Source organism: Gilliamella bombicola, assembly GCF_900094945.1.
GTDB classification, from domain to species: Bacteria; Pseudomonadota; Gammaproteobacteria; order Enterobacterales; family Orbaceae; genus Gilliamella; species Gilliamella bombicola.
In genome coordinates, this window is the sequence record NZ_FMAQ01000009.1 from 45,661 (window position 1) to 69,561 (window position 23,901).

The window sequence follows — 23,901 nt, forward strand, 5'->3', positions numbered from 1 at the left end:
ATAATTTAGAATATATATTTTAATTTCATTAAGTTTTGCTAATAAGGAATATAACGTGAAAAAATTAGTTGCATTATTTTTATTGTTCATATGTTTCTCAAACCCATCTTATGCTCAAGATTTTCGAGATTTGAGTTTTGACGAATTATACAAAAAAGCGGCAGAAGAAAATAATCCAGAAGCACAATTTTATCTTGGCGTTAGGTACCTTTATGGTATTTCTGTCACAAAAGATGCGCAAAAAGCAATAGAATGGTACGAAAAAGCTGCGGCACAAGGTATTGTATATGCTATGACTAATATCGCTAACTTATATTATAAAGGTGAAGAAGTTGAACAAGATTACACCAAAGCTTTTGAATGGTTTCAAAAAGCAGCAGAAAAAGACGACGAAGCTCAATTTAGTTTAGGGTATATGTACGAAAAAGGCCAAGGTGTTGAACAAAATATAACGAAAGCTTTGGAATGGTATCAAAAAGCGAGCGAAAATGGCAATGTAAATGCTCAATATTCTTTAGGTGATATGTATTTTGATGGTAAAGTTGTTGAACAAGATTATAGTTTAGCTAAAATTTGGTTGGAAAAAGCGGCCGAGCAAAATGATCCTTACGCACAATGGAATCTTGGCGTGATATATTTTAATGGCTATGATGTTAAAAAAGATACCAAAAAAGCGAAAGAATTGTTTAAAAAAGCTTGTGAAAATGGAATTAAGCATGAATTTTGTGAACAAAAATAAAAACAACTTCAGTAAATAAAATTGGGCCAAATTAAAAAGGGCGTTAAGCCCTGATTAACTTAAACGGCAGTATTAATTACAACAATGTCTTTTCTTGAGTGATTTAAAATACCAATAAAGTATCAAGCAAGCTGTAAAAGTTGATAACAAATCTGCCGTTGGTGCTGCTGCCCAAACGCCATCAAGCCCAAAGAATAATGGCAAAATATAGAGTGTTGGCAATAAAATAAGGATCTGTCTAGAAAGGCTGAGTAAAATCGATACTTTTGCCATACCAATGCATTGGAAAAAGCTTGTGGTCACCATTTGGAAACCAATAAAAGCAAAAGAAAGTGTGGTATAGCGTAGTGCAATGGCTGATATTGAGATTAAATCCTCGTCAGCACTAAATGCACGGACTAAAATATCCGGAATAAAAAATCCAAGAATAAAGCCAATACTGGTAATTACAGTTGCTACTTTAACGGCATAGAAAAAAGTGGTTTTGACACGCGAATAGTTTTTTGCTCCGTAATTATAACCAATAATGGGTTGCATACCTTGATTAATCCCAATAACAATCATAATTACTAATGTGATCAATCGGTTGGCATTAGAATAGCCCGCAATAGCATCATCACTTGACACGTTAGACAGTGGTGCATAATGTACTAATTGCCAGTTGATAAAAACCACCACTATAGAAGCTGCAACCTGCATGGCAAATGGCGACATACCGATTGATATAATCGATTTAATATAGGTCAAGTTAAGGGTGAAATTGCGCCGATATAGCTTAATATTACTGTTTTTGCCAATAAAGTGTTGCATAACAAATAAGAAGCTAATAAACATGGATAACGTGGTTGCAAAAGCTGCTCCACGCATGCCCCAGCCTAAACCAATAATAAAAATCGGTGCCAAAGTAATATTGGCAATTACACTAATAAACATGGTAACCATTGCTTTAAATGGATAACCACTGGCGCGCATCATATTGTTATAATTAAACGTTAACGTAATAAAAATACTACCCGGTAAATAAACCTCTAAAAATTCTCGAGCATATACATGATTAGTCGCACTAGAGCCGACAAAATGTAAAACGGGATCGACAAAATAGAGCAATAACGAAAGCGTAATGCCACTCAGCACTGCGGTTAGCATAAACGAGGTACCTGCGACTTTTTCGGCTTTGTCGTTTTCGCCACGACCCAAAAAAATCGAAATCCGGCTCGCCGAGCCAATACCTACCAGCATACCAATGCCTGCAGTTAGGTTCATAACTGGCAAAATAATGCCTGCACCACTCAATGCTTCACGACCAATCCAATGGCCAATAAAAATACCATCAATAATGTTATACAGCGTATTTACAATTGTGCCAATTACCGCAGGCAGTGCATATTGCCAAAATAATAAACTGATTTTTTTATTTTTAAAATCATTATAAACATCAAGAGAGTGAACCATTGCTTTTATTTTTCCGCTGCTAATATTGTAAAGAAGTTTTAGGTAGCTATATGTTTGAGTATAAGGCAGTATCATTATTATTCGAATTATCCATGATATGATCATGGCTGCGTATAGGCTATGTTACCAAAATAATATACTGGATTTACTATTTTTACTTATTTTTTATGATTATAGCTTATAGTAATTATCTAAACTTTTCTATTGTTACTGTGTAGTTAAATCTTGTCAAAAAATTTCAGATAACCATGCATTTCAGTATAGATTTAATGCAAGTTAACAGCACTAGTTTAACAGAGTGATAAATTGTTAATAGCACTTTTTTGACGCTTTGATAGAATAACGCTCTTACTGATTATTGCGATCAAATAGGAACCTCACCGATGAGCGTACAAATAGAAAAGATCATATTGCATAAATTAATTAGAAAAAGCGACACCGAAATCGAATTACAACTTCGTGAATCAATGCTAGGTAATGAGCAAGCCGTTGTTAATCTAATCGAAGATATCAACCGCATCTACAATAACAAAAGCAAAGCCTATGGACTATTTAATAGCGATAGCTTATTCGAACAATCACTAAAAGAACTACGCCTTGGCAATCAAGACTTTTTACATTTTAGCCAAGAATCGACCAAACAACTGCGTAACGAATTAGCTAAATACCCTTTTGCTGAAGGGGGAACGGTAGTATTTTGCCAATACCGTTATTTGGCAGTTGAATACTTGATTATTGCGGTTTTAAATAGTTGTTTAAGTATGTTAGTGAATGAAGATTTAGATATCAGCGAAACACAATACTTAGACATTGACCATGCCGATATTATTGCCCGTATCGACATTACCGAATGGGAAACCCAAGCCGACTCAAAACGTTATTTAACTTTCTTAAAAGGACGAGTAGGGCGCAAAGTATCTGACTTTTTTATGGACTATTTAGGTGCTAGCGAAGGATTAGATGCGAAAGCGCAAAACAAAACACTGGTTAAAGCGGTTGATGATTACTGCCAAGAAATGCAATTTGACAAGCAAGACAAAACCAGTGCGCGCGAAAACGTTTACAACTACTGCCAAGCCCAATTACAAGCAGGTGAAGAAATTGAACTGAAAAATTTGGCCAACGAACTACCTGCCAGTGTTGACAATAACTTTATTGAATTTATTAAAAACAGTGAATATGATTTAGAAGAAACATTTCCCGTTGATCGCAGTGCACTGCGTCAGCTTAAAAAATTCTCCGGTAGTGGTGGGGGATTAACGTTAAGCTTTGATTCAAATTTATTAGGTGAACGCATTAAGTGGGATCCGCAAACTGACTCCCTAGTAATTAAAGGTGTACCACCTAATTTACGTGATCAGCTACAACGCAATAGCGGTTCCAACTAATTATCAACCAACAACGTTATTAGGACACAACATGAAATACATTGGTGCACATGTCAGTGCAGCAGGTGGGGTAGACAATGCCCCAATTAACGCCTATCAAATTGGCGCAACCGCATTTGCGCTATTTACTAAAAATCAACGACAATGGCACGCCAAACCGCTTGAGACCACAATTATCGACAGCTTCAAAAAGCGTTGCGAAAAATATGGCTTTACTAGCAAACAGATCTTGCCTCACGATAGTTACTTAATTAATTTAGGTCACCCAGATCAAGAACAGCTCGAAAAATCACGCACCGCCTTTTTAGACGAAATGCAACGGTGCGAACAGCTAGGGCTGACATTACTTAACTTTCACCCCGGTAGTGACTTAAAACAGATTTCGGTCGATGAATGTTTATCTCGCATTGCCGAATCGATTAATATCACGCTTGATAAAACACAAAATGTGGTTGCCGTTATTGAAAACACTGCGGGGCAAGGCTCTAACTTAGGCTATAAATTTGAACATCTTGCCCAGATCATTGACCAAGTTGAAGACAAAAGCCGAGTTGGCGTTTGTATTGACACTTGCCACGCCTTTGCTGCTGGCTATGACTTGCGTACTGAAAAAGCCTGCCAAGAAACCTTTGCCGAATTTGAAAAAATTGTAGGTTTTGAATACTTGCGAGGCATGCACTTAAACGATGCCAAAAGCGAATTTGCCAGCCATGTTGATCGTCATCATAGCCTAGGCAAAGGCAATATTGGCGAAGCAGCTTTTAAATATATTATGCAAGATCCAAGAATTGATGAAATTCCCCTTATTTTAGAAACCATCGATCCCGACATCTGGGCGCAAGAAATAAGCTGGTTAAAGCAGCAGGTAACTGCATAAAAATTATTATATTTTCTATTTGACTATAAACAAAGTGGGTAATGCTTACCCACAAACTAGGTTAAACATTACATAAATGTTTAAACATGTTTCGTTATTCCAATTGCGCTACAAGTCCAATTATTTCCGGCAAAATATCCAAAATCAAAGCTAATTGTTGCATTACAAGCAGATCATTATTGGCTTTATCGTCATCTACTGAATTGACGGAAATGGTATCGATATAATCGACAACAGACTTCTTAATGAATTGGTATTCGCCATCTATCTTTTTATCGCTTAACAGATTAATAATATAGACCGACAAATCGTCAAACAGATCGAGCGTCTGTTTTGATATACATTTATCACGATGTGCGCCTAAAGTTGAAAGATAACTAATTAAAGTATGATTAAGCGTCAATAGACGAAATCCCTGATCAATAACCACCGGATTCATATGTGGCTCTTTGGTCATCAAACTAATTAACGACGATAAATCTGCATTACTATCATGCGTAGCTCGTCTTGCTAATCGATATTGTAGATCATTAGTTTTGCCAGACAAATACTGGCGTCCAATTAACGCCAAATAGTGACTATCATCATGACAAACACGATCAACGAGTTTAGGCAGATTTCTAAACTGCCAGTCAGGCCAAATAAAGCTCACGGCAAACCAAGCAATAAAACAACCAATCAACGTTGCAATAATGCGCGAAACAGCCACCGCAATACTGCTTTCGCCAATCAAGCTAAAACTAAAAAACACCAGTAATGTAATAAATGCTGTCGCGTAAGCATATTGTGAATTCTTAAATAGAAAAAATAGCCAACCGGTAATAATAATTAACACCAACTGTTCAGGTACACTTGGAAATAAAAACGTTAACGGAATACCTACTATGATCCCCAAAATTGTCCCCATTACGCGCAATTTTAGGCGATGTTTTGTGGTGGAATAGTTTGGTTGGCACACAAACAAGCTAGTTAAAATAATCCAATACCCATGTGATAAATCAGAAAAACAAATGACCATATAACCCACAAAAAATACCACACACATACGAATCGCATGGCGAAACAGTGCGGACTTAACCGTCAAATTCCCTTTGATTTTGACAAAAATATCATGAAAACGAGTTAACTCCTCGTCAATTAACTGATTATCTTCTTGCTCTTTTGATAAATGTTGCTCGGTATCAATATTGGCAAGTAACAGATCAATAGATAGCAAATTTTGATGCAAACTTCTTAGCGCCTTCACCATCATCATATCGGCTTTATTGCTTGCGTGATACTGATTAATTGCCTCTTCAAGATACAAAAAATAACGCGAAAACAACGGATCATGCTGATAAGTCTGATTTAACTTAATCGCCATTGCCAACTGAGCACATGCCTTCGCCTGTAAATTTAAAATACGCGCAAATCGAAACAAGATATCACTATGCTTAAAATGCAGACTCAGTGCTTGATAATTTCCATGTGCCGAACTTGCGCGCTCGTGGATATCTTGTGCCACAAAATAGTAGCTCAGCATCTTCCTAATATAAGCCTGCCCACGATAGCTTTTTAGCCGATTAAATAGCGAACGCTTGGTGTGATTAAATGCGCTCACAAGCTGATTATTACTATCGGTCAACTGCAATGTCTGCTTTACAAAATCATTGGTCTCATCAGGATCGAACATTGCCGCCTTAGCATCAAGATATTGCGCCAAATAAATAAAACACAGTGACAGCGACTGCTGGGTTGTACGAATAGGTTGAATGATCGACTCAATTAACGAAACAACATTATACCAAAGCGCTCCAAGTAACAAAAAACAAGGCAACGTATAATTGTCGGTATATAGGTTATGTCCAAGCATGGTATAAGCCGCAATCAAAAGCGATCCAAAAGCAATCACCCCATAACGTTGACCAAGCGACCCAAGCATAATAAAAATAAAAGTCGAAGACACCAAACCGACAATAAATAACACAGGAATATCAAATAACAGCTCGACCGAAAAAGTCGCAATAGCAAAACAGAACAACGTAAAGAGCAAATTAATACAACGGCTTAATAAACGCGTATCAATCTCGGTCAATCCTGCCGCAACCACCCCAAGTGTAAGGGGAATCACAAGCGATGTTTGCCCCAAATACCAAGGAACCAAAGTCGATCCAGTCAAACTAATTAACATTCGAAGACTAAAAAGAAGGTTGCTACTATAAAAGACTTTGCGTAAAGTCAAAATGAATCCGTGCACGGTATATGAACTTTGAATGGGATAATAGCTAATAGGATACTATATTGAGGGAGATTGGGAAAGTATACTTTGTAATCGTTGTTTTTTTGTTAAAAACAGTTAAATAAAAAACTTTAATAAAATCAATACCTTTCCTGACCGATTTTTGAGCGGAAAATCAGGCCTTCTTGTTTTGGTGAATAGAATAAATTGGACGGTGGTTTCGGACGTTTTGACCTTGGGTGAACAAAATAGCGATTGTGATCACGTCCGAGCAAAGGGAATTAGAGCGAATTCCCTTTGCAATCCCATGCTTTAGCTGCAGAATGTGGCCTTCGGCACTACTCGTATCATCCTGATACTCGCCTCTACGAGGCCATCTTCGCTTTGCTCAGATGTTCAAATTTGTTCCAGACAAATTTGTCCTCCGCCGCCGCTCGGTCTTAACGCACCGTTTGTGGACGCGCTCCCGACGCAGCACAAACTCGCCAAACATCCTTGTTTGGCGTGCTAACCTCACTCTGTTGTCGGCACATTCTGACGCCGGAACAAGACAAACAGCATAGCCCTAGGTGTTTTTTGGTAAATTGTTTTTTGTTAAAAAGCAATGTAATTACATCCAAAAAGTGGTCAGGAAAGATATTGATTTTATTTAAGTTTTTATTTTGTGGTTTTTAGCCAAAAATATCACCAAAACCATCCCCCCAAAAAAATAGGCCAACAAAAGTTTAACCTTACACACTTAACAAAACCTTAAAATTTTTAACAAAAACTAGCGTATTCTTAATCAACCGGTTATAATTCAAGCGCATTTAAAACAAGAGAAAGCTCATTAATTGAGCGGAAATTTTAAAAAATCGAAATAAAACAAAAAATTACTTGACAGGATAATTAAAATGCGCTGCCATGCATGGCATCTGGCATCTGGCATCTGGCATGCCAAACCTACGCCCTAAATCTTTTTCAATTTCACCGTAGTCTAAATCAGATACAGTTCTTATTATCATCACCGAAGTCATTTCGCGTAGCGAAATCGGCGACGTTGTCGGCAAGGTTATCGCCGATTCCCAAATTGTTATCTAAAACTTCATTATTATCTAAATCTGCATTGGTCTTTGCTCTATTGTTGTTATTGTCGTATAAGCAGGATACAGAGGCGTTGACGGTAAAGACAACCAATACTATTTACGGTAGTGCACCGTATTTAACGTTTGATGGAGGACCGACAAAGGTAACCGATACAGACACCTTTTTGGCAATAGAGTTGCCGGATGGTAGAACTATCACGCCTTCAACTAACACATCGAGTTCGACAAACCCGATAAGGTTACCCAATGGTAATTTTACATTTAATGATATTCATATGGTGTTGCCGTCGGGTTCAGATAGCATAAGTCTCAACAATTTAATTACCCAAGGGAAGTGGGGAGATGATGATGGAGATGGACAGGGAGTCAATGGAGTTACCGCATCAGGGAGTATAGATTTAATAATAAAGGATAAAGATGGCAATACCATTAATCGTAGTGATTCATTAAGTATATGTGGTGCCCCTTATAAAGTAACTTTAAGTAGTACAGGAGGGAATTTAGTTACGCAGTATGGTGTGCCGAATAGGAGTACGTTTGGAGGGGGTACAGCGGAGTATTATATCACTTTGTCGTCGCCAGTTATTTGTTCGGTCAGGCCGAATTTGTTGTTGGGTGGCACAACTGGTATAGATTCTCGCGACGGCCCTTACCGAGCAGGCCCATCTAACATATGGAATCCTGATAAGGGCTTTTTAGTTCAGTCAACGAGTTCATTATCTTACGACCGAAATTTTCCTACAACCGGTTCAGATGGATTGTATTTTGATTTGGATATTGGTGGGATAGATGGAAGTCAGTTGAGTTGGTCTATTTACACAAGTGGTGATATCAGTGCAACGGTGATATGGACAAGGCCGCGTTCAGGCTCACATCAAGACCCATTTATGGGAACAGTTCAAAACGACGCTTGGATTAGAAATAAATCACGGAACGTAACACGGGTAACGTTGAATGGTCCTAGGGCGAGTAGTAGTCAGATAAATTCAAATTATCCTAGTTCACTTAGACGTCCATCTTTGCCGCAGACCTTTGAGTTGGTGGGTAGGGATAGAAGTGGTAATGAGGTGAAGTATGGATTTGTGTTGAGGCAGTGGTTCGTCAATCGGGACGTTCAAATGGCTCACGTTTCTAATCAAGCCACATGGTGTAATAGTTTGGGTTATCGTATGCCAAGGGTAAGTGATTTAACCAATGCGAAGTGTGGTGTAGATAATAGTTGGTTCCCATGTGTAAATGGCATAGATGGCGCCAGTCCGTCGTCAGATGGTTATTATTACCAGCGTCACATAGGGGCGGGTTTTTTCACAGAGTGGGGCTCTATGGGTTACTCCTCTGATGCAGGCTTCGTCGATGGTGTCTACTGGACGAGTGATGCAACAGGTAGCAACCAGTTCTTTGTCTCCTCGGGCACCGGCGCCGTCCGCAGCGATAGCAGTGGCTACTATACTGTTTGTACCGCACCTTAGTTTTTAGCGTTTATTCCTTAATCCTTGGGCCGCGGGGGCGGTTATGGTACCTGAGAGGATAATCTATCAAAGAATAAAGCCCCCGCGTCAGTTGGGGCACTTTTCCTTAGGGTTGCGCTGTTGCGGCGAAGCCACAATCGCGCCGTCCCCCGCCGCCGACGCTGAAAGTGTCGATGGCAATCCTAGTGGATAATGCTGTGGCGGTTTAAATTTGTGGTCTATTTATAGTACGGCAAGGTTGACCTTGGGTGAACAAAATAGCTACAGTGACCACGTCCGAGCAAAGGGAATTAAAGCGAATTCCCTTTGCAATCCCACGCTTTGGCTACAGAATGTGGCCTGCGGCTGCCCGACGCCGCCGCTCGGTCTTAACGCACCGTTTGTGGACGCGCTCCCGGCGCACCACAAACTCGCCAAACGTCCTGTTTGGCGTGCTAACCTCACTCTGTTGTCGGCACATTCTGACGCCGGAACAAGACAGACAACATAATCTTAGGTGTTTTTTGGTGAGTTATTTTTGTGTTAAAAAGCAATGTAATTACATCCAAAAAGTGGTCAGGAAATTTATTGATTTTATTGAAGTTTTTGTTTTGCCGTTTTCAAGCTAAATCAATCAATTAAACAACCTAAGCAAAGCGCCGACTACAACAAATCAACAAAACCACAAATAGCGCCCTAATAACAGCAAATTAACCGCTCCAAACCCTTTTTTTAACGACAATTTAAAATTAAATAAAATCAATAAATTATAAAACACCTCAAAAAAAGGGTTTTCAAAACCAAAATTGTTGTTTATCTTTATACAGCAAGATTTATCAAATCTTGAGTTCTACCTTAACGCCGTGTAGGCGGTTTAGAAAGCTGAGTCAGAAAAAACTTGGATAGCGCCCAACCTTAACGCCGTGTAGGCGGTTTAGAAAGTTGAAAATAGTAATCCCTGTTGATATCGCACCCTTAACGCCGTGTAGGCGGTTTAGAAATCCGGCGGGGTGGTTTGAGTGCAACGGCGCTCCCTTAACGCCGTGTAGGCATTTAATTGAAATAAATTATATAATTATAAAAAACAATATCTTCCAAAAAAGATGGTTATGTTGTTTGTCCTATTCCGGCGTCAGAATGTGCCGACAACAGAGCGAGGTTAGCACGCCAAACAGGGATGTTTGGCGAGTTTGTGGTGCGCCGGGAGCGCGTCCACAAACGGTGCGTCAAGACCGAGCGTCGGCGTCGGGCAGCCGCAGGCCACATTCTGCAGCCAAAGCGTGGGTTGTCAGGGAATTCGCTTTAATTCCCTGACTCGGACGTGGTCACTGTAGCTATTTTATCCACCCAAGGTCAAAACGTCCGAAACCACCGCACCCAATCCATCCTATTCACCAACCCAAAAAGGCCTGATTTTCCGCCCAAAAATCAGTCAGAAAACATATTGATTTTATTAAAGTTTTTATTTTGTGTTTTTACATAAAAACCTACATAAAAAAACAGCAGCCAAATAGCTGCTGTTTTTTTATTGCATTTGTTTTTTTCGATTATTTAATCGCTTTAGCCACAATTTGTTGCGCCTCTTGCTGTAACGTATTTAAATGCTCATTACTTATAAAGCTTTCAGCATAAATTTTGTAAGCATCTTCTGTTCCAGAAGGACGAGCGGCAAACCAGCCATTTTTAGTTATCACTTTAAGTCCACCAATTGCAGCATTGTTAGCCGGTGCAGTGGTTAGGCATTGAGTGATCTTTTCACCGGCTAGGTTGTCGGTGGTTAGTTGGCTGGCATCAAGTTTAGCTAGTTTTTGTTTTTCGCTAAACGATGCAGGCGCTTGGATTCGTCCATAATAAGAAACACCAAATTTATCTTCGAGTTCTTGGTACTGTTCTTGTGGGTTTTTGCCCATTTTGGCTGTCATTTCGGCTGCAAGTAGGCATAGGATAATACCATCTTTGTCGGTTGCCCATACTTTGCCGTTGGTTCTTAAAAACGATGCACCTGCGCTTTCTTCGCCTGCAAAGCCTAGCTTGCCGTTGTAAAGCCCATCGGCATACCATTTAAATCCAACAGGGTATTCTAGGTATTTTTTGTTGAGGCTGTTTGCCACGCGGTCGATCATCGAGCTTGTAACTAGTGTTTTGCCAATAGCGATATCTTTGTGCCATTGTGGACGATTTTGGAATAAGTAATTGACACAAGTTGATAGGTAGGCATTTGGGTTCATTAGTCCTTTAGGTGTGACAATACCATGGCGGTCAAAGTCGGTATCATTGCCAAAGGCTAAATCAAATTGGTCTTTTAATTTTAATAACCCTGCCATGGCCCAGCGACTTGAGCAGTCCATTCGAATCACTTCGTCATGATCTAGGTGCATAAAGCTGAATGTTGGATCGACTTTGTTATTTACAATATTGAGGTTGATACCGTATTTTTCGGCTATTCGAGGCCAATAGGTGATGCCAGCACCGCCCAGTGGGTCAACGCCAATTTGTAGCGATGATGATTTGATCAGCGCTAAATCTAAAATATTTTCAAGGTCGTTGATGTAGTCAGTTTCGTACTCTTTGGTATGAATGTAATTTGAATTAATAGCCTTGTCTAAAGTTACGCGCTTGACTTCATTGAGTTTGTTTTTTAATAGTTCGTTGGCGCGGTTTTCAATTTGTTTGGTGATGTCCGTATCAGCAGGACCGCCATTGGTTGGGTTGTATTTTATTCCGCCATCTTCTGGTGGATTGTGCGATGGGGTTATTACAATGCCGTCGGCTAGTTGAGTTTGTTTGCCTTGGTTGTAGGTTAAAATAGCATGCGATATCACAGGCGTTGGTGTATAACCCCAATCTTGCGCCATGACAACTGTTTGTTCGTTGGCAACAAAGACTTCAAGCACTGATTTTAATGCGAGTTCTGATAATGCATGAGTATCTTGCCCTATAAAGCATGGCCCTGTGATATTGTTGGTTTTGCGGTATTCGGCAATGGCTTGAGCTACAGCTAGTATATGTGCTTCGTTAAATGTGCCTTTGTTTGAACTGCCACGATGGCCAGAGGTGCCAAATATGACTAGTTGGCTAGCATTATCCGTGTCAGGTTGAATTTGATAATAGTTATTTCGTAATGTTTCAACGTTAATAAGATCTGATGGTTGAGCTAACATTCCTGCGCGGTTTTGCTTGGCCATTTTTTAATCCTCTTTCATAAAATAGTATTTTTATAATGGCTAAAAACGTGAATGAGTTAGAAGGGATCGCGTTTTTAGCTTTTATTCGTTTTTATTTGTCCGGTTAAGGTAAAAAAGCATTGGTGACTTGGTTTATCATCGTTTCGGATATGCCCATGTCACTCATTATTGATTCTATAATATATTGTTTTCTGGCAGTGTTGGTGTTGCTAATAACCCAATAAGGTGTGCCAATGATTTCACGGGGTTTGGTGTTTTTACCTGATGTTTCTAGCAATTGTTTGTCTTTGGCCAAATATTGGCGTTTGCTGCCGTGTAATGAGGTGGCCGCAATGGCAAAGAGTGCTGGGTTGTAGTTATACAGTGCACTAAGTAATAATATAAAGCGATTAATAATGGATTTTTCATTTGTGAAGGTATCGCTGGTTAATAAGTCATTAAAAGGCGTATAATGGCTTTCTTTTTGTGCGGTGATATTTTGTTTTGCCAAGGTTGGCTGATCTATTTTCAATAAACGTCGTAATATACTTGATGCATTTTCGCCGATGTGTTTAGTTTGGCCGGCAATAAATTGGTATAATTCTTCGTCGATTTCTATCGTTTTCATTGTGTTACATGTGCCTATTAAATTATTTTACGGGACATCCTAAAGCAGGAGTGCTGTCTAAATGCAAATTATTCGCCGATGAGTGGTTTAAACAATTATTTGATGGTTGTTTTAATTCAGCACTATCATTTTTTTTGGGCGCTTGATTTGCATCATGGCAAGCCGTTATCATAACTGATAATATTAATGGAAAAAATAACCGTTTCATATACTCATTGTTCGCTCTATAAACTATTGCGCTGAGTATAACCTAACTTAAGGATAAATTGTATTGGCTATTGATAAAATAATGAAAATGATGTTGTCGTTTTTCAAAAACGATATTATCCTAAACAAGGTATAATGAGTAAGATACCGATATTATATGAGGAATTAATTATGAAAAAAATCGTCACATTAGCTATTTTAGCTACAATTTTATCTGGATGTAGCAATAGTGATCTTTATTCTGGCGATGTTTATACTGCTGATCAAGCAAAACAAGTTCAGCAAGTGAGTTATGGTACAGTTGTTTCAGTACGTCCTGTTAAAATTCAAGCTAATGCATCATCAGACGGTAAGAGCGAAAACGTAGCAGGTAACTTAGGCGGTGCGGTTTTAGGTGGTGTATTAGGTAATACTATTGGTGGTGGTACTGGTCGAGTGCTAGCTGTTGCAACCGGTGCTATTGGTGGTGCAATTTTGGGTGATACCATTCAAGATAAAACTAGTCAAGCTAGTGCTGTTGAATTAGAAATTAAACAAGAAAACGGATCAAATATTGTTATTGTACAAAAAGGTTCAGCTAAAGATTTCTTTGCTGGTCAAGCGGTTCGTTTAGTTACTAACGGTAAGAAAATTAGTGCATCACCACGTTATAACAACCAATCAAAATAATCACTAATTGAAAATATAATACTTGATTTTGCTCATCTTGATGATGAGCATTATATTTAGTTGAGTGAGTGGCGATCTGTTTTTTATCCATCATTATTCTTCATACATGTCTCCCTTTCAATAACAAAAATTTGCCTGTCTAAATACTAACGTATAAACTCTATGTGATTTTTATTTGTTATGTTTAAAGGAACAATAAGCAATGCGTATTTTACACACGATGATCCGAGTTGGTGATTTGCAGCGTTCGATCGATTTTTATACCCGTGTAATGGGGATGCGAGTGCTAAGAACAAGCGAAAACACACAATATAAATATTCATTAGCCTTTGTCGGCTATGGCGATGAGACAACGAGCTCAGTTATTGAGCTAACTTATAATTGGGACACAGATACATATGATCATGGAACGGCATTTGGTCATATTGCTATTGGTGTTGATGATGTCGCCCAAATGTGTCACGCCGTTAAGCAAGCCGGAGGTAAAGTAACACGCGAAGCAGGGCCAGTAAAAGGTGGTTCAACGATTATTGCTTTTGTTGAAGATCCTGATGGTTACAAGTTAGAGCTGATTCAAAACGATCAGGCTGATCAAGCCTTAGGTCATTAACCGATCCTAATAGTATATCGCCGGTGTTTTGGCGATATATTTTGTTTTTAATTCGATTGAGTACTCAATAAATCAGCTAATAATTGTTTGTTGATAATTGCTTGTTTTTGTTGCTCTAAGCTAGCCGCGGTAATGATTGCGTTTAATGCGTTTAATGAAGCATCAAAATCATCATTAATAATGATATAGTCGTATTCGTTATAATGCGAAATTTCGGCTTGCGCTTTTTGCATTCTTTTGGCTATGACGGCACTGTTATCTTGGCCACGTTTTATTAGGCGGTTTTCTAGCTCTTTTAGCGAAGGTGGTAATATAAAGATGCTTTTTGCTTGAGGCATTTTTTTGCGTACTTGCCGTGCACCTTGCCAGTCAATATCTAAAAAGACATTAATTCCTTGTGATAGGCTTTGTTCTATTTCTGCTTTGGATGTGCCGTAATAGTGGTCAAATACGTTGGCATATTCTACAAATGCATTTTTATCAATTAAGGATTCAAAGTGTTTATGATCGACAAAATAATAATGTTCGCCATGTGTTTCACCAGGTCGTGGTTCGCGTGTTGTATGCGAAATTGACACTTTGGCTTGATGTGGTTGTTGGTTTAGATAAGCACGAATAAGGCTTGATTTACCTGCACCACTAGGCGCAGAGATGATAAATAGAGTTCCTGTATACATAGATATGTTTGCCACGTTGGTTGCTATTGAGTTATTTGTTTTTATTGCCATTAATACAAGTTAAACGATATTATAGCAAAATTTGGCAATATATTGTGGCTTATTGTTAGTTGAGTAGCTTAATTTAGTGTTTAGGTTTTCGTTTATAAGCACTTTGTTACTTGTTTGCAATATTCTGTATAGGTGTATGTTATCGTAAGGGATGATTATGTCTTTGACTTTTAAAGATGGCGTTTATGCGTGTATTCCAACGTTATTAGGCTATATTGGTATTGGCATTGCTGCAGGGGTTGTGGGTAAGTCGGCAAATCTATCTGTGTTTGAAATTACATTACTGGCTATTATTGTTTATGCTGGTGCATCGCAATTTATTATTGCGGGTTTGATGATGGTGGCTACACCTGTTTCAGCTATTATTTTTACTGTTTTTTTAGTTAATTCCCGTCATTTTTTAATGAGTATGGCAACAGCGCCAGCTTTTCGTAAATTTTCATTTTTAAATAATATCGGTATTGGTAGTTTGTTAACCGACGAAAGCTTTGCTGTTGTGATGAATGCCATTGCCAATAAAGTACCTGTAAATGCTGCTTGGATGCATGGGCTTAATGTTACGGCTTATTTGACTTGGATTATGTCTTGCTTTTTAGGTGCGGTAATCGGTGAATGGTTACCCGATCCTAACTTGTTTGGTTTAGATTATGCCTTAGTTGCCATGTTTATTGGTTTACTTTATTTGCAATTGATTGGTGATAAAAGTAAGAGCCTTAAAAATTGACTGTTAGTAATGGTTACCGTTGCTGTTATGTTAATTTTGTTAATGCGTTTTGTGTCACCTGAAATGGCGATTTTAATTAGCACTTTTGGTGGCTGTTTTATGGGTATGGCAATGGAGCGTGATGGATGACAGTTTATAGTCTAATGATTATTTTAGGTTGTGGCCTAGTTACTTGGTTGCCAAGAGTAATTCCTTTTATGTTGGTTCGAAAGTTGCAGTTGCCAAATGTGGTGATTCGTTTTTTGTCGTATGTACCTTTGTGTATTTTAACTGCACTGTTTGTGCAAAATCTGTTTGTGGCAAAAGAGGGGCAGTTTCCTAGTTTCCATGTGGAATATTGTTTGGCGACAATTCCAACTGTCATTGTTGCTGTTATTACGAAAAACTTAATGTGTATTGTAGTTGCAGGTATGTGCTTTATGGCACTGATTCGTTATTTTGTGGTTTAATTTAGGTCAATTGAACTGACGTTTATTGTTGTTTTTGTGAACTGTTAAAATAAAACAGGGCTATTTGCCCTGTTTTTTTGTTATGTTCTTTCTTTTTGTTCTAGTTTGCTAATCGATTTTAATAGCTTTTCGGCCTCGTTATTTTGGCCTAGTTGATTAAGATAGGTAGCCATCGCTTTTTGATAAGTCATGTTGTTCATAATAGCTCGTGGTTGTGAGTGCCACCATTTTATAAGTGCTTGTGTATCGCTATCGGTCGATAATTGCTTGATTCTAGCAATATAAGCCGCTTGTTTAAACTGATCGAGTTGCGATTCGCTATATGCTTTAGTTTTATACATTACTGGTAATAGATCTATAACTGCTTGGTAATCGCCAGTTTCGTAATAAAGTTGATCGGCTAATCTAAGCACTTCGACATTGCGAGGCTTTTCATTTAGTAATTTTTCTAATACGCTACGTGCGGCAGTGTATTCGCGGTTTTTTAGTTGTAGCCGAATTTGTACTAATTGAAAGGCAAAAATTTCTTTAGGCTGACAGCTTTTAGCTGCTTGTTCTAGCGATTGATTGGCCTGAATTAATTCGTCATTGTCGATTTGCGCTTGCGCGGCAAGTAAATACGATAAAGTAGTGTTTTTTGCCCCTTTGGCACTTTTTACAAAGAGTTTTGCTGCTTGTTGATAATCACCTTCTAGCAATAAAATTTGCGCTTGTTCAATGCGTTTTATCGATTTTTTAGGTGATTTTAAGCGTAACCAATTGCCTAATACAGTTTTAGAATTTAATATTTTATTGAAAATAGAATAAATTAGGTAAAGGAAAAGCAGACCAATTAATTCAAGTATAATAAATGAATTAAACGACATGCTGACACGGTAATTTACAAATTCAAATACCGCCGAACCTTGATGTCCTTGTAATAATGGTCCAAGAAAAAATCCACCCACTAGCACTAAGAAAATAATCAGTATTTTTATCATTATTATTCTCCTATTTTGCCAACATTGAACGAACGCGAGTTTGCATTAGTTTTTCAAGTTCGCTGATACTAGTTAGATTTTCAGGAACGTTTTGGTCGCTGATTGATTGACTTTGTAAAGTCTCGAGTTCATTAATAAATGCTTTAACGCTTGGTGCATTACCATCAAAATAGGCATTCACCCAAGTTGCGGTATCGCTAAGTGCACGTTGATAAATAAGATCTTGATGCCTTGGTACCGCTTGTGCTGCAATCAATAGGCGGAAACGGATATTTTCACGCAGATAAAGCGATTGTTCTATGCTTAACGGTGCTTTTAATATTTGGCAATGGATGATTTGCTTTTCATCTTGGCCAGCGTGTTCTAAGCATGCTTTGAAGCTGTTGTCTTTATTATCAAGCTTTTCAATGGTAATGAATTTATCCATAAAAGTCTTGGTGCTGTTGTATAAATTGTTAGACCAATCACTGGTTGACGATGATATTTCGCTATTTGTATTGTCAGTTGCATTATTTGCTTGTGCTTGCTGATTGTTTGCTACGTTAGCGCTTTTGGTTTGTGGTTCTTTGTTGTCATCTGTATTGGTTGAATCTTCGTTATATTGGGTCATGCCAAGATCGATTTCTTGGTAATGACCCACTAAAGGTAATTCGGTAAGCGAATCTGACAATCCAATTAAGTTAATAATAATGCCGTCAGTATCAATAAAGCTTACTTGAGCAAGTGAGTTAATATCTTTACTGATCGCTTGCCGAGCAGGTAATAGGCTAGGATCATCAGCTTGAGCTAGACTTTCGTCAGCACTTTTAAGGAGTAGTCGTGCTGATGTGTAATCTTGGTCATTCCAAATTTTGCGTCCCGCTAAGTGTACTAAATAATTTGCTTGTGAAATCAACCAAACTTTATGATCTGTGGTTGACATAGCCGCTAAACGTTCGTTGATGTTTTGTAAGCTTTGTTCGTTGAGCTTTAAGGTATCATTTACTTGGTTGCTTAATTGCTGTTGTACTTTTTGTTGATCGCCAAGTTCACGTTCTACGCGCTGTTCTAATGTGTTGAATTGTTGATTTTGTTTGTTAACCGCATCGCTAATACTGCTGTTGAGATCGTCTGTTATGCTCTGCTTAGTGGTTTGTTTTAAATTGGCTAGTTCTGTTTGTAATGTCGAGATGGTCTTTTTTTGCATTTCAACTTGGTTGTTACGATAATAAAAGCCAATACCACTTAAGCAAACGGTTAATGCTATTGCAAGTATTGATAGTTTTGAAACCGGCACTTTGTTTGTGTGACTGTTATTACTGTCTTGGGGTTGAGCTTTAGATTCTAAAGTTGTAGTAGATTGTGAGCTTGTTTGATTTTTTTTGTCTTCTTTCATAATCTTATTCGCTTCATTTTGATTCGCTGTTGTCGTTGGTTGACTAAATGAAGTTGTGTTAATAGTTGAGAGTGTTGCGTTGGCACCATAATATTTTGGCGGCATAAATAACCTCATTTAGATTTATTCAAAATTGATATTGGCATTATGACATAGAGTTAACATTGTTTTAAATAAAATTTGATTATTTGCACCTACTATTTGCAAAACGTTTTGCCAGTTTAGTTGTTGTGCTTTTTTTAAAATTCGCTCACTGGTTACAACGAGCTGGGCTTGCTGTTTGTGTTGTCTTTGACAATAAAGTTCAAGCTGTATTAAGTGTTCAACGCTGGTAATAATGATAATTTGATTGTTTATGTTGTTAGCCAAAATATTGTCACAATAGGTTATTGGCTTTCGATGATAACATGCTAGCAATTTAACTTGCGCTTGTTGTGTTGTGAGTGTGTCTGCTAATAATTGCCGGCCTGAGTTACCCCGTAAAATGAGTACGGTGCGATGTGCTAGCGTTGTGTTTTTGAGTAAGTCTAATAAACCTTCGCTATCTTCTTGTTTAGGGGAGCTGACTTTAGTTGTGGTTAGTTGACTTAATAAGTGTGCCGTTTTGTTACCAATTGCGAAATAATGTACATGCTTTGGAAAGTATAAATCGGGTAAATGTGCTTTGATGGTATGAATTACTTGTGGCGATAGCGCAATAACAATGTCTGATGGCAAAAGGCGGTTAAGTTGTTGCTGTAAATCAACCAGCTCAGAGCTGGGTAAAATATCAAATAAGGGAAGGTGAGTTGCCGGTAAATGGGCTTGATTCAGTTGTTTAGTTAGTTCCTCGCCATTGGGCGAGGGTCTTGTTACATAAATCATTCGTCTATTAATTCCCGTAGTATTTTGTCAGCACCTTGGTTTAATAGCTGTTTGGCTAGGTTGTGACCCAATTGTTCGGCTTGGCTTGCAGGGCCTTTTAGTTCAGCTCTGATTATTTGTGACCCATCAACACAACCAACAAATCCTTGTAAAGTTAACGTGTCATTATTTAGCTGGCTATAGCAGGCAATAGGTACTTGGCATCCACCTTGTAGGGCTTTATTCATTGCTCTTTCTGCTATAATGCATTGGCGGCTATGGTTGTCATCAAGTGGAGCTAATAGTGATAATAGGCATTCGTCATTACTTCGTGTTTCAATGCCAATAGCTCCTTGTCCAACCGCAGGTAAGATTAAATTGATATCAATATACTGTTTTATTCGGTGTTCAAGCGCTAAGCGTTTTAGTCCAACTGACGCTAAAATAATAGCATCGTATTCATTGTTATCAAGCTTTGCTAAACGTGTTCCAACGTTGCCACGTAGTTCTTTAATTTGTAAGTGGGGGTATTTAGCTCGTAGCTGACATTGGCGTCGTAAACTTGATGTACCTACAATTGCACCATTGGGTAATTGGTCTAAGTTGGCGTATTGGTTTGACACAAAAGCATCACGTACTTCGTCGCGTTGACAAATTGTTGCTAACATTAGTCCCTCAGGAAACTCAGCAGGAATATCTTTTATTGAGTGAACAGCGATATCCGCTTCGTTGTTTAGTATCGCTTGTTCAAGCTGTTTAACAAATAATCCTTTTCCACCAATTTTTGATAGGGGGCTGTCTAGTAATACGTCGCCTTTAGTGACCATCGGAATCAATTCCACCGTTAAATTAGGGTGAGCAGCTAGCAGTTGTTGCTTAACAAAATTAGCTTGCCATAGCGCTAAAGGGCTTTTTCGTGTTGCAATGCGAATATTCAATTGATTTCTCTATTTTCTTTTTTTATTAGGTGATTTATATTTACTGTGCAAGTGCGTTTTTCGTTTGATTTATATCGATCACTTGAATAGTAATATTGCCTAACGCAGTGTGATTTGCATTAGGCTAATTACATTTAAACTGTTAGGCTAAATCGTCAACAAAACTAGCTGCATAACCAATATAGTTAGCCGGTGTTAGCTGTTTTAGCCGTGTTTTTTCGTCTTCGGGCAAATCTAACGAGTCAATAAATTCTTGCATGCCTTTAGCATCAACACGTTTTCCTCGGGTTAGTTCTTTTAGTTTTTCGTAAGGCTTTTCGATGCCGTAACGGCGCATGACGGTTTGGATTGGTTCTGCTAATACTTCCCAGTTTCGATCAAGTTCTTCAAGTAAGTAATCGTGATTAACTTCAAGTTTATTTAAGCCTTTTAAGGTTGATTGGTAAGCTATAATGGCATAACCAATACCTACACCTAAATTGCGTAATACTGTTGAATCGGTCAAATCGCGTTGCCAGCGGGAAATAGGTAATTTGCTACCTAAATGGTTCATGATTGCATTGGCAATACCTAAATTTCCTTCTGAATTTTCAAAGTCGATTGGGTTAACCTTGTGTGGCATGGTTGAAGAGCCAATTTCACCAGCAATGGTTTTTTGTTTAAAGTGATTTAACGAAATATATCCCCAAACATCGCGATCAAAGTCGATCATAATGGTATTAAAGCGTGCTACACAATCAAAGAACTCGGCAATATAGTCATGGGGTTCAATTTGGGTGGTATAAGGGTTCCATTTTAATCCTAGCGAGCAAACAAATTCTTCGCTGAATTTATGCCAATTTACTTGTGGGTAAGCAACCATATGTGCATTATAATTACCTGTTGCACCATTAATTTTACCCAATATTTCAACTGATTTTAGTTGTTTTAGTTGACGTTTTAAACGGTAAGCGACATTGGCAAATTCTTTACCAATTGTTGATGGTGTAGCAGGCTGACCATGTGTTCTTGAAAGCAGCGGTAAATCGCGATAAGCTTTGGCTTGCGAGGTAATTTTATCAATCAGCTTGTTCCAATATGGTTCTAATACTGTTTCTTTCGCTGTTTTTAGCATTAATGCATAAGATAAGTTGTTGATGTCTTCAGATGTGCAGGCAAAATGGATGAATTCATTAATCGCATGTAATTCTTCATTGGTGCTGACTTTTTCTTTTAAAAAGTATTCTACCGCTTTGACATCGTGATTTGTGGTTCTTTCGATTTCTTTAATACGCTTAGCATCTTGTTCACTAAATTGCTCAACAATTTTATTAAGGTGATCGATAGCTGATTGACTTAAGGATGGAACCTCTAAAATATCTGCTTGAGAGGCTAACTTTTGTAACCAACGAACTTCAACTTGAACACGGTATTTTAATAAGCCATATTCGCTAAAAATGGTGCGTAATTCTGTTGTTTTGTCACCATAACGTCCATCAATTGGTGAAAGGGCAGTAAGTGCAGATAATTCCATCGGTTTAACTCCGTTGCTATTTTGAAATATCAATTATAAAGTGTAAATTAGCTTGCGCGATTAATTTGGTCCAAAAGTTGTTGTGCAGCATTACAAATACGTTTACGGCAAAAAATAAACTGAAAGCGACTACCGCCAACTTGATACCATAAAATGGCTGATCGAACACACCCCAAAAGCGCAGTTCTTACTTTTGCTTGCACTAATGAGTTTTGTAAAAATTCGATTTTACCAGTAACTTTTATTTTAGTTGATATTGGGCTGATGATGTCAGAATAAATTCCCGCTAATGAATAGGACAGATCATCAACATTAGCACTCACAGTTTCATCGTTCATTTCCGAATAAAGTCCTGAAATGCGTCGTAATCGCTGGTCTATTTTATCTAATGCATCGTTATTTTTTAATAATTTACTTGTAATACTAAGTGTGCCAAATATGTAACGAATAATTTGGACTTGCTCTTTTTGTCCTGATGATAATAGTTGTATTAACGTTTGTAAGCCTGTTTTAACATTTTCAATACCATCATAAACATCATCCGTTGTTTTCGGCGAAGTTTTAAACACACTTTTTATTGCTTGTTCATAAAGTATTGCACTACAAACCCCTGTGTTGGCAAGTTGTGGCACTAATATTGCGCTTTGCGTAGCACCTGCTAGGGCGATGGCAATATGATGGTATTTGTTATTCACTTTAGTACTCCTTACTGCTTTTTATTCGTTCTTCTATAATGCCGCCACCAAGGCATACTTCATTTTTATAAAAGACGGCAGATTGACCTGGTGTAACAGCCGCAACAGGGTTGTCAAAAATGACGTTAATTTTGTCGTCAGCTAGAGGTATTACTTGGCAAGCGATATCTTGTTGGCGATAGCGCGTTTTTACCGTACAGTTAAATGGTTCGGTTACTACTTTACGGTCAACCCAATGGAGTTGTTGAGCAATTAATCCGTCTGAAAATAGTGCGGGGTGGTCATGACCTTGTGCCACAATTAATTCGTTATTGGTTAGGTCTTTGTCAACTACATACCATGGTGTGTCATCGGCTTGTTTTAAACCACCGATACCTAGTCCTTTACGTTGCCCTAATGTGTGATACATCAGACCTTGATGCTGGCCTATAATTTCACCATCAACCGTGCGAATATGACCTGCTTGAGCGGGTAAATATTGGGCTAAAAAATCACTAAATTTGCGCTCACCAATAAAACAGATACCCGTTGAGTCTTTTTTTGCGGCGGTAGCTAAACCAAGTTGCTGGGCAATTTTACGTACTTCAGGCTTTTCAAGCTCTCCGACGGGAAACAAGCTTTGGCTTAGTTGTTTTTCGCTCAAAGTGTAAAGAAAGTAACTTTGGTCTTTATTAGTGTCTATGCCACGTAATAATTCAACTTTACCATCTGTTTCGCGTTTACGAACATAATGCCCAGTGGCAATAAAGTCAGCGCCGAGATCTTCGCCAGCATACTCTAAAAAGGCTTTAAATTTAATTTCTTTATTACATAAAATATCGGGATTTGGTGTTCGGCCTGCTTGATATTCCGATAAAAAATGTTCGAACACGTTGTCCCAATATTCGGCAGCAAAATTAACAGTATGTAATTTGATGTTTAATTTATCACAAACTGCTTGTGCGTCTGCTAAGTCAACGGCAGCGGAGCAGTATTCTTCGGTGTCGTCTTCTTCCCAATTTTTCATAAATAATCCAACAACATCGTATCCTTGTTGTTGCAATAAATATGCCGAAACAGAAGAATCAACACCACCAGACATACCGATAACGACTTTTTTTCGAGTGTTTATATTTGACATAATGACTATAATTAATAGGTAAAATTAATAAAAATTTGACATCAATTTTAG

Annotated in this window: 20 protein-coding genes and 1 pseudogene; 8 read left to right on the forward strand and 13 right to left on the reverse strand. The window is 38.2% G+C overall.

Features of this window, described 5'->3' with window-relative positions:
* Nucleotides 1–55 precede the first annotated feature (55 nt).
* A complete protein-coding gene (locus tag GA0061081_RS07990) occupies nucleotides 56–739 on the forward strand; it encodes a tetratricopeptide repeat protein (RefSeq protein WP_091349469.1) in 684 nt (227 codons plus the stop codon).
* 72 nt (nucleotides 740–811) lie between these two features.
* On the opposite strand, the gene GA0061081_RS07995 is transcribed toward GA0061081_RS07990, so the two are convergent.
* Entirely contained in the window at nucleotides 812–2,191 is a 1,380-nt protein-coding gene (locus GA0061081_RS07995; protein ID WP_167349331.1) for an MATE family efflux transporter, read from the reverse strand.
* 383 nt (nucleotides 2,192–2,574) lie between these two features.
* On the opposite strand from GA0061081_RS07995, the gene yejK reads away from it, so the two are divergent.
* Nucleotides 2,575–3,579: a nucleoid-associated protein YejK gene (gene yejK, locus GA0061081_RS08000; RefSeq protein WP_091349474.1), complete on the forward strand. Its 1,005-nt coding sequence runs from the start codon at nucleotides 2,575–2,577 to the stop codon at nucleotides 3,577–3,579.
* 31 nt (nucleotides 3,580–3,610) lie between these two features.
* Entirely contained in the window at nucleotides 3,611–4,456 is an 846-nt protein-coding gene (gene nfo, locus GA0061081_RS08005; protein ID WP_091349476.1) for a deoxyribonuclease IV, read from the forward strand.
* A gap of 94 nt (nucleotides 4,457–4,550) precedes the next feature.
* Here the strand turns inward: nfo and yccS are convergent, their stop codons facing one another.
* On the reverse strand, nucleotides 4,551–6,677 hold the full coding sequence (gene yccS, locus GA0061081_RS08010) for a YccS family putative transporter (RefSeq protein WP_209435394.1): 2,127 nt from the start codon (nucleotides 6,675–6,677) through the stop codon (nucleotides 4,551–4,553).
* A 904-nt stretch (nucleotides 6,678–7,581) separates the two neighbouring features.
* Here yccS and GA0061081_RS08015 point away from each other — a divergent pair.
* Nucleotides 7,582–9,228 (forward strand): hypothetical protein, encoded by a 1,647-nt coding sequence (locus tag GA0061081_RS08015; RefSeq protein ID WP_091349478.1) that lies wholly within the window; start codon nucleotides 7,582–7,584, stop codon nucleotides 9,226–9,228.
* 1,526 nt (nucleotides 9,229–10,754) lie between these two features.
* Here GA0061081_RS08015 and pgm read toward each other — a convergent pair.
* From pgm to GA0061081_RS08030, 3 genes are all read right to left on the reverse strand, one after another.
* Entirely contained in the window at nucleotides 10,755–12,392 is a 1,638-nt protein-coding gene (pgm, locus tag GA0061081_RS08020; protein ID WP_091349480.1) for a phosphoglucomutase (alpha-D-glucose-1,6-bisphosphate-dependent), read from the reverse strand.
* 103 nt (nucleotides 12,393–12,495) lie between these two features.
* Nucleotides 12,496–12,999, reverse strand: coding sequence for a hypothetical protein (locus tag GA0061081_RS08025; protein ID WP_091349483.1), 504 nt, complete (start codon nucleotides 12,997–12,999; stop codon nucleotides 12,496–12,498).
* A gap of 22 nt (nucleotides 13,000–13,021) precedes the next feature.
* Nucleotides 13,022–13,207 (reverse strand): hypothetical protein, encoded by a 186-nt coding sequence (locus GA0061081_RS08030; RefSeq protein ID WP_091349485.1) that lies wholly within the window; start codon nucleotides 13,205–13,207, stop codon nucleotides 13,022–13,024.
* 167 nt (nucleotides 13,208–13,374) lie between these two features.
* On the opposite strand from GA0061081_RS08030, the gene GA0061081_RS08035 reads away from it, so the two are divergent.
* Nucleotides 13,375–13,875, forward strand: coding sequence for an outer membrane lipoprotein (locus tag GA0061081_RS08035; protein ID WP_091349552.1), 501 nt, complete (start codon nucleotides 13,375–13,377; stop codon nucleotides 13,873–13,875).
* Between the two features lie 202 nt (nucleotides 13,876–14,077).
* Nucleotides 14,078–14,485 carry a lactoylglutathione lyase gene (gene gloA, locus GA0061081_RS08040; RefSeq protein WP_091349487.1) on the forward strand — a complete coding sequence of 136 codons (408 nt, stop codon included), beginning with the start codon at nucleotides 14,078–14,080 and terminating at the stop codon, nucleotides 14,483–14,485.
* Nucleotides 14,486–14,532: 47 nt separating this feature from the next.
* On the opposite strand, the gene gmk is transcribed toward gloA, so the two are convergent.
* Entirely contained in the window at nucleotides 14,533–15,162 is a 630-nt protein-coding gene (gmk, locus tag GA0061081_RS08045; protein ID WP_091349489.1) for a guanylate kinase, read from the reverse strand.
* 202 nt (nucleotides 15,163–15,364) lie between these two features.
* Here gmk and GA0061081_RS08050 point away from each other — a divergent pair.
* Nucleotides 15,365–16,066: pseudogene (locus GA0061081_RS08050) on the forward strand (AzlC family ABC transporter permease).
* Nucleotides 16,063–16,386, forward strand: coding sequence for an AzlD domain-containing protein (locus GA0061081_RS08055; RefSeq protein WP_091349491.1), 324 nt, complete (start codon nucleotides 16,063–16,065; stop codon nucleotides 16,384–16,386). Before GA0061081_RS08050 ends, GA0061081_RS08055 begins: the two are co-directional and overlap by 4 nt.
* A gap of 80 nt (nucleotides 16,387–16,466) precedes the next feature.
* Here GA0061081_RS08055 and GA0061081_RS08060 read toward each other — a convergent pair whose 3' ends face one another.
* From GA0061081_RS08060 to mnmA, 7 genes are all read right to left on the reverse strand, one after another.
* A complete protein-coding gene (locus GA0061081_RS08060; RefSeq protein ID WP_091349493.1) occupies nucleotides 16,467–17,366 on the reverse strand; it encodes a heme biosynthesis HemY N-terminal domain-containing protein in 900 nt (299 codons plus the stop codon).
* 10 nt (nucleotides 17,367–17,376) lie between these two features.
* Nucleotides 17,377–18,846: a uroporphyrinogen-III C-methyltransferase gene (locus tag GA0061081_RS08065; RefSeq protein ID WP_167349332.1), complete on the reverse strand. Its 1,470-nt coding sequence runs from the start codon at nucleotides 18,844–18,846 to the stop codon at nucleotides 17,377–17,379.
* An 18-nt stretch (nucleotides 18,847–18,864) separates the two neighbouring features.
* Complete coding sequence (locus tag GA0061081_RS08070; RefSeq protein ID WP_091349498.1) at nucleotides 18,865–19,605, reverse strand: uroporphyrinogen-III synthase; 741 nt, start codon at nucleotides 19,603–19,605, stop codon at nucleotides 18,865–18,867.
* Complete coding sequence (hemC, locus tag GA0061081_RS08075) at nucleotides 19,602–20,522, reverse strand: hydroxymethylbilane synthase (protein WP_091349501.1); 921 nt, start codon at nucleotides 20,520–20,522, stop codon at nucleotides 19,602–19,604. The genes GA0061081_RS08070 and hemC overlap by 4 nt, the downstream gene beginning before the upstream one ends.
* A 142-nt stretch (nucleotides 20,523–20,664) precedes the next feature.
* Complete coding sequence (purB, locus tag GA0061081_RS08080) at nucleotides 20,665–22,035, reverse strand: adenylosuccinate lyase (protein WP_091349504.1); 1,371 nt, start codon at nucleotides 22,033–22,035, stop codon at nucleotides 20,665–20,667.
* Nucleotides 22,036–22,082: 47 nt separating this feature from the next.
* Nucleotides 22,083–22,730, reverse strand: coding sequence for a high frequency lysogenization protein HflD (gene hflD / locus GA0061081_RS08085; protein ID WP_091349507.1), 648 nt, complete (start codon nucleotides 22,728–22,730; stop codon nucleotides 22,083–22,085).
* A gap of 1 nt (nucleotide 22,731) precedes the next feature.
* Nucleotides 22,732–23,850, reverse strand: a complete 1,119-nt coding sequence (mnmA, locus tag GA0061081_RS08090) for a tRNA 2-thiouridine(34) synthase MnmA (RefSeq protein ID WP_091349509.1) — start codon at nucleotides 23,848–23,850, stop codon at nucleotides 22,732–22,734.
* Between the last annotated feature and the right edge of the window lie 51 nt (nucleotides 23,851–23,901).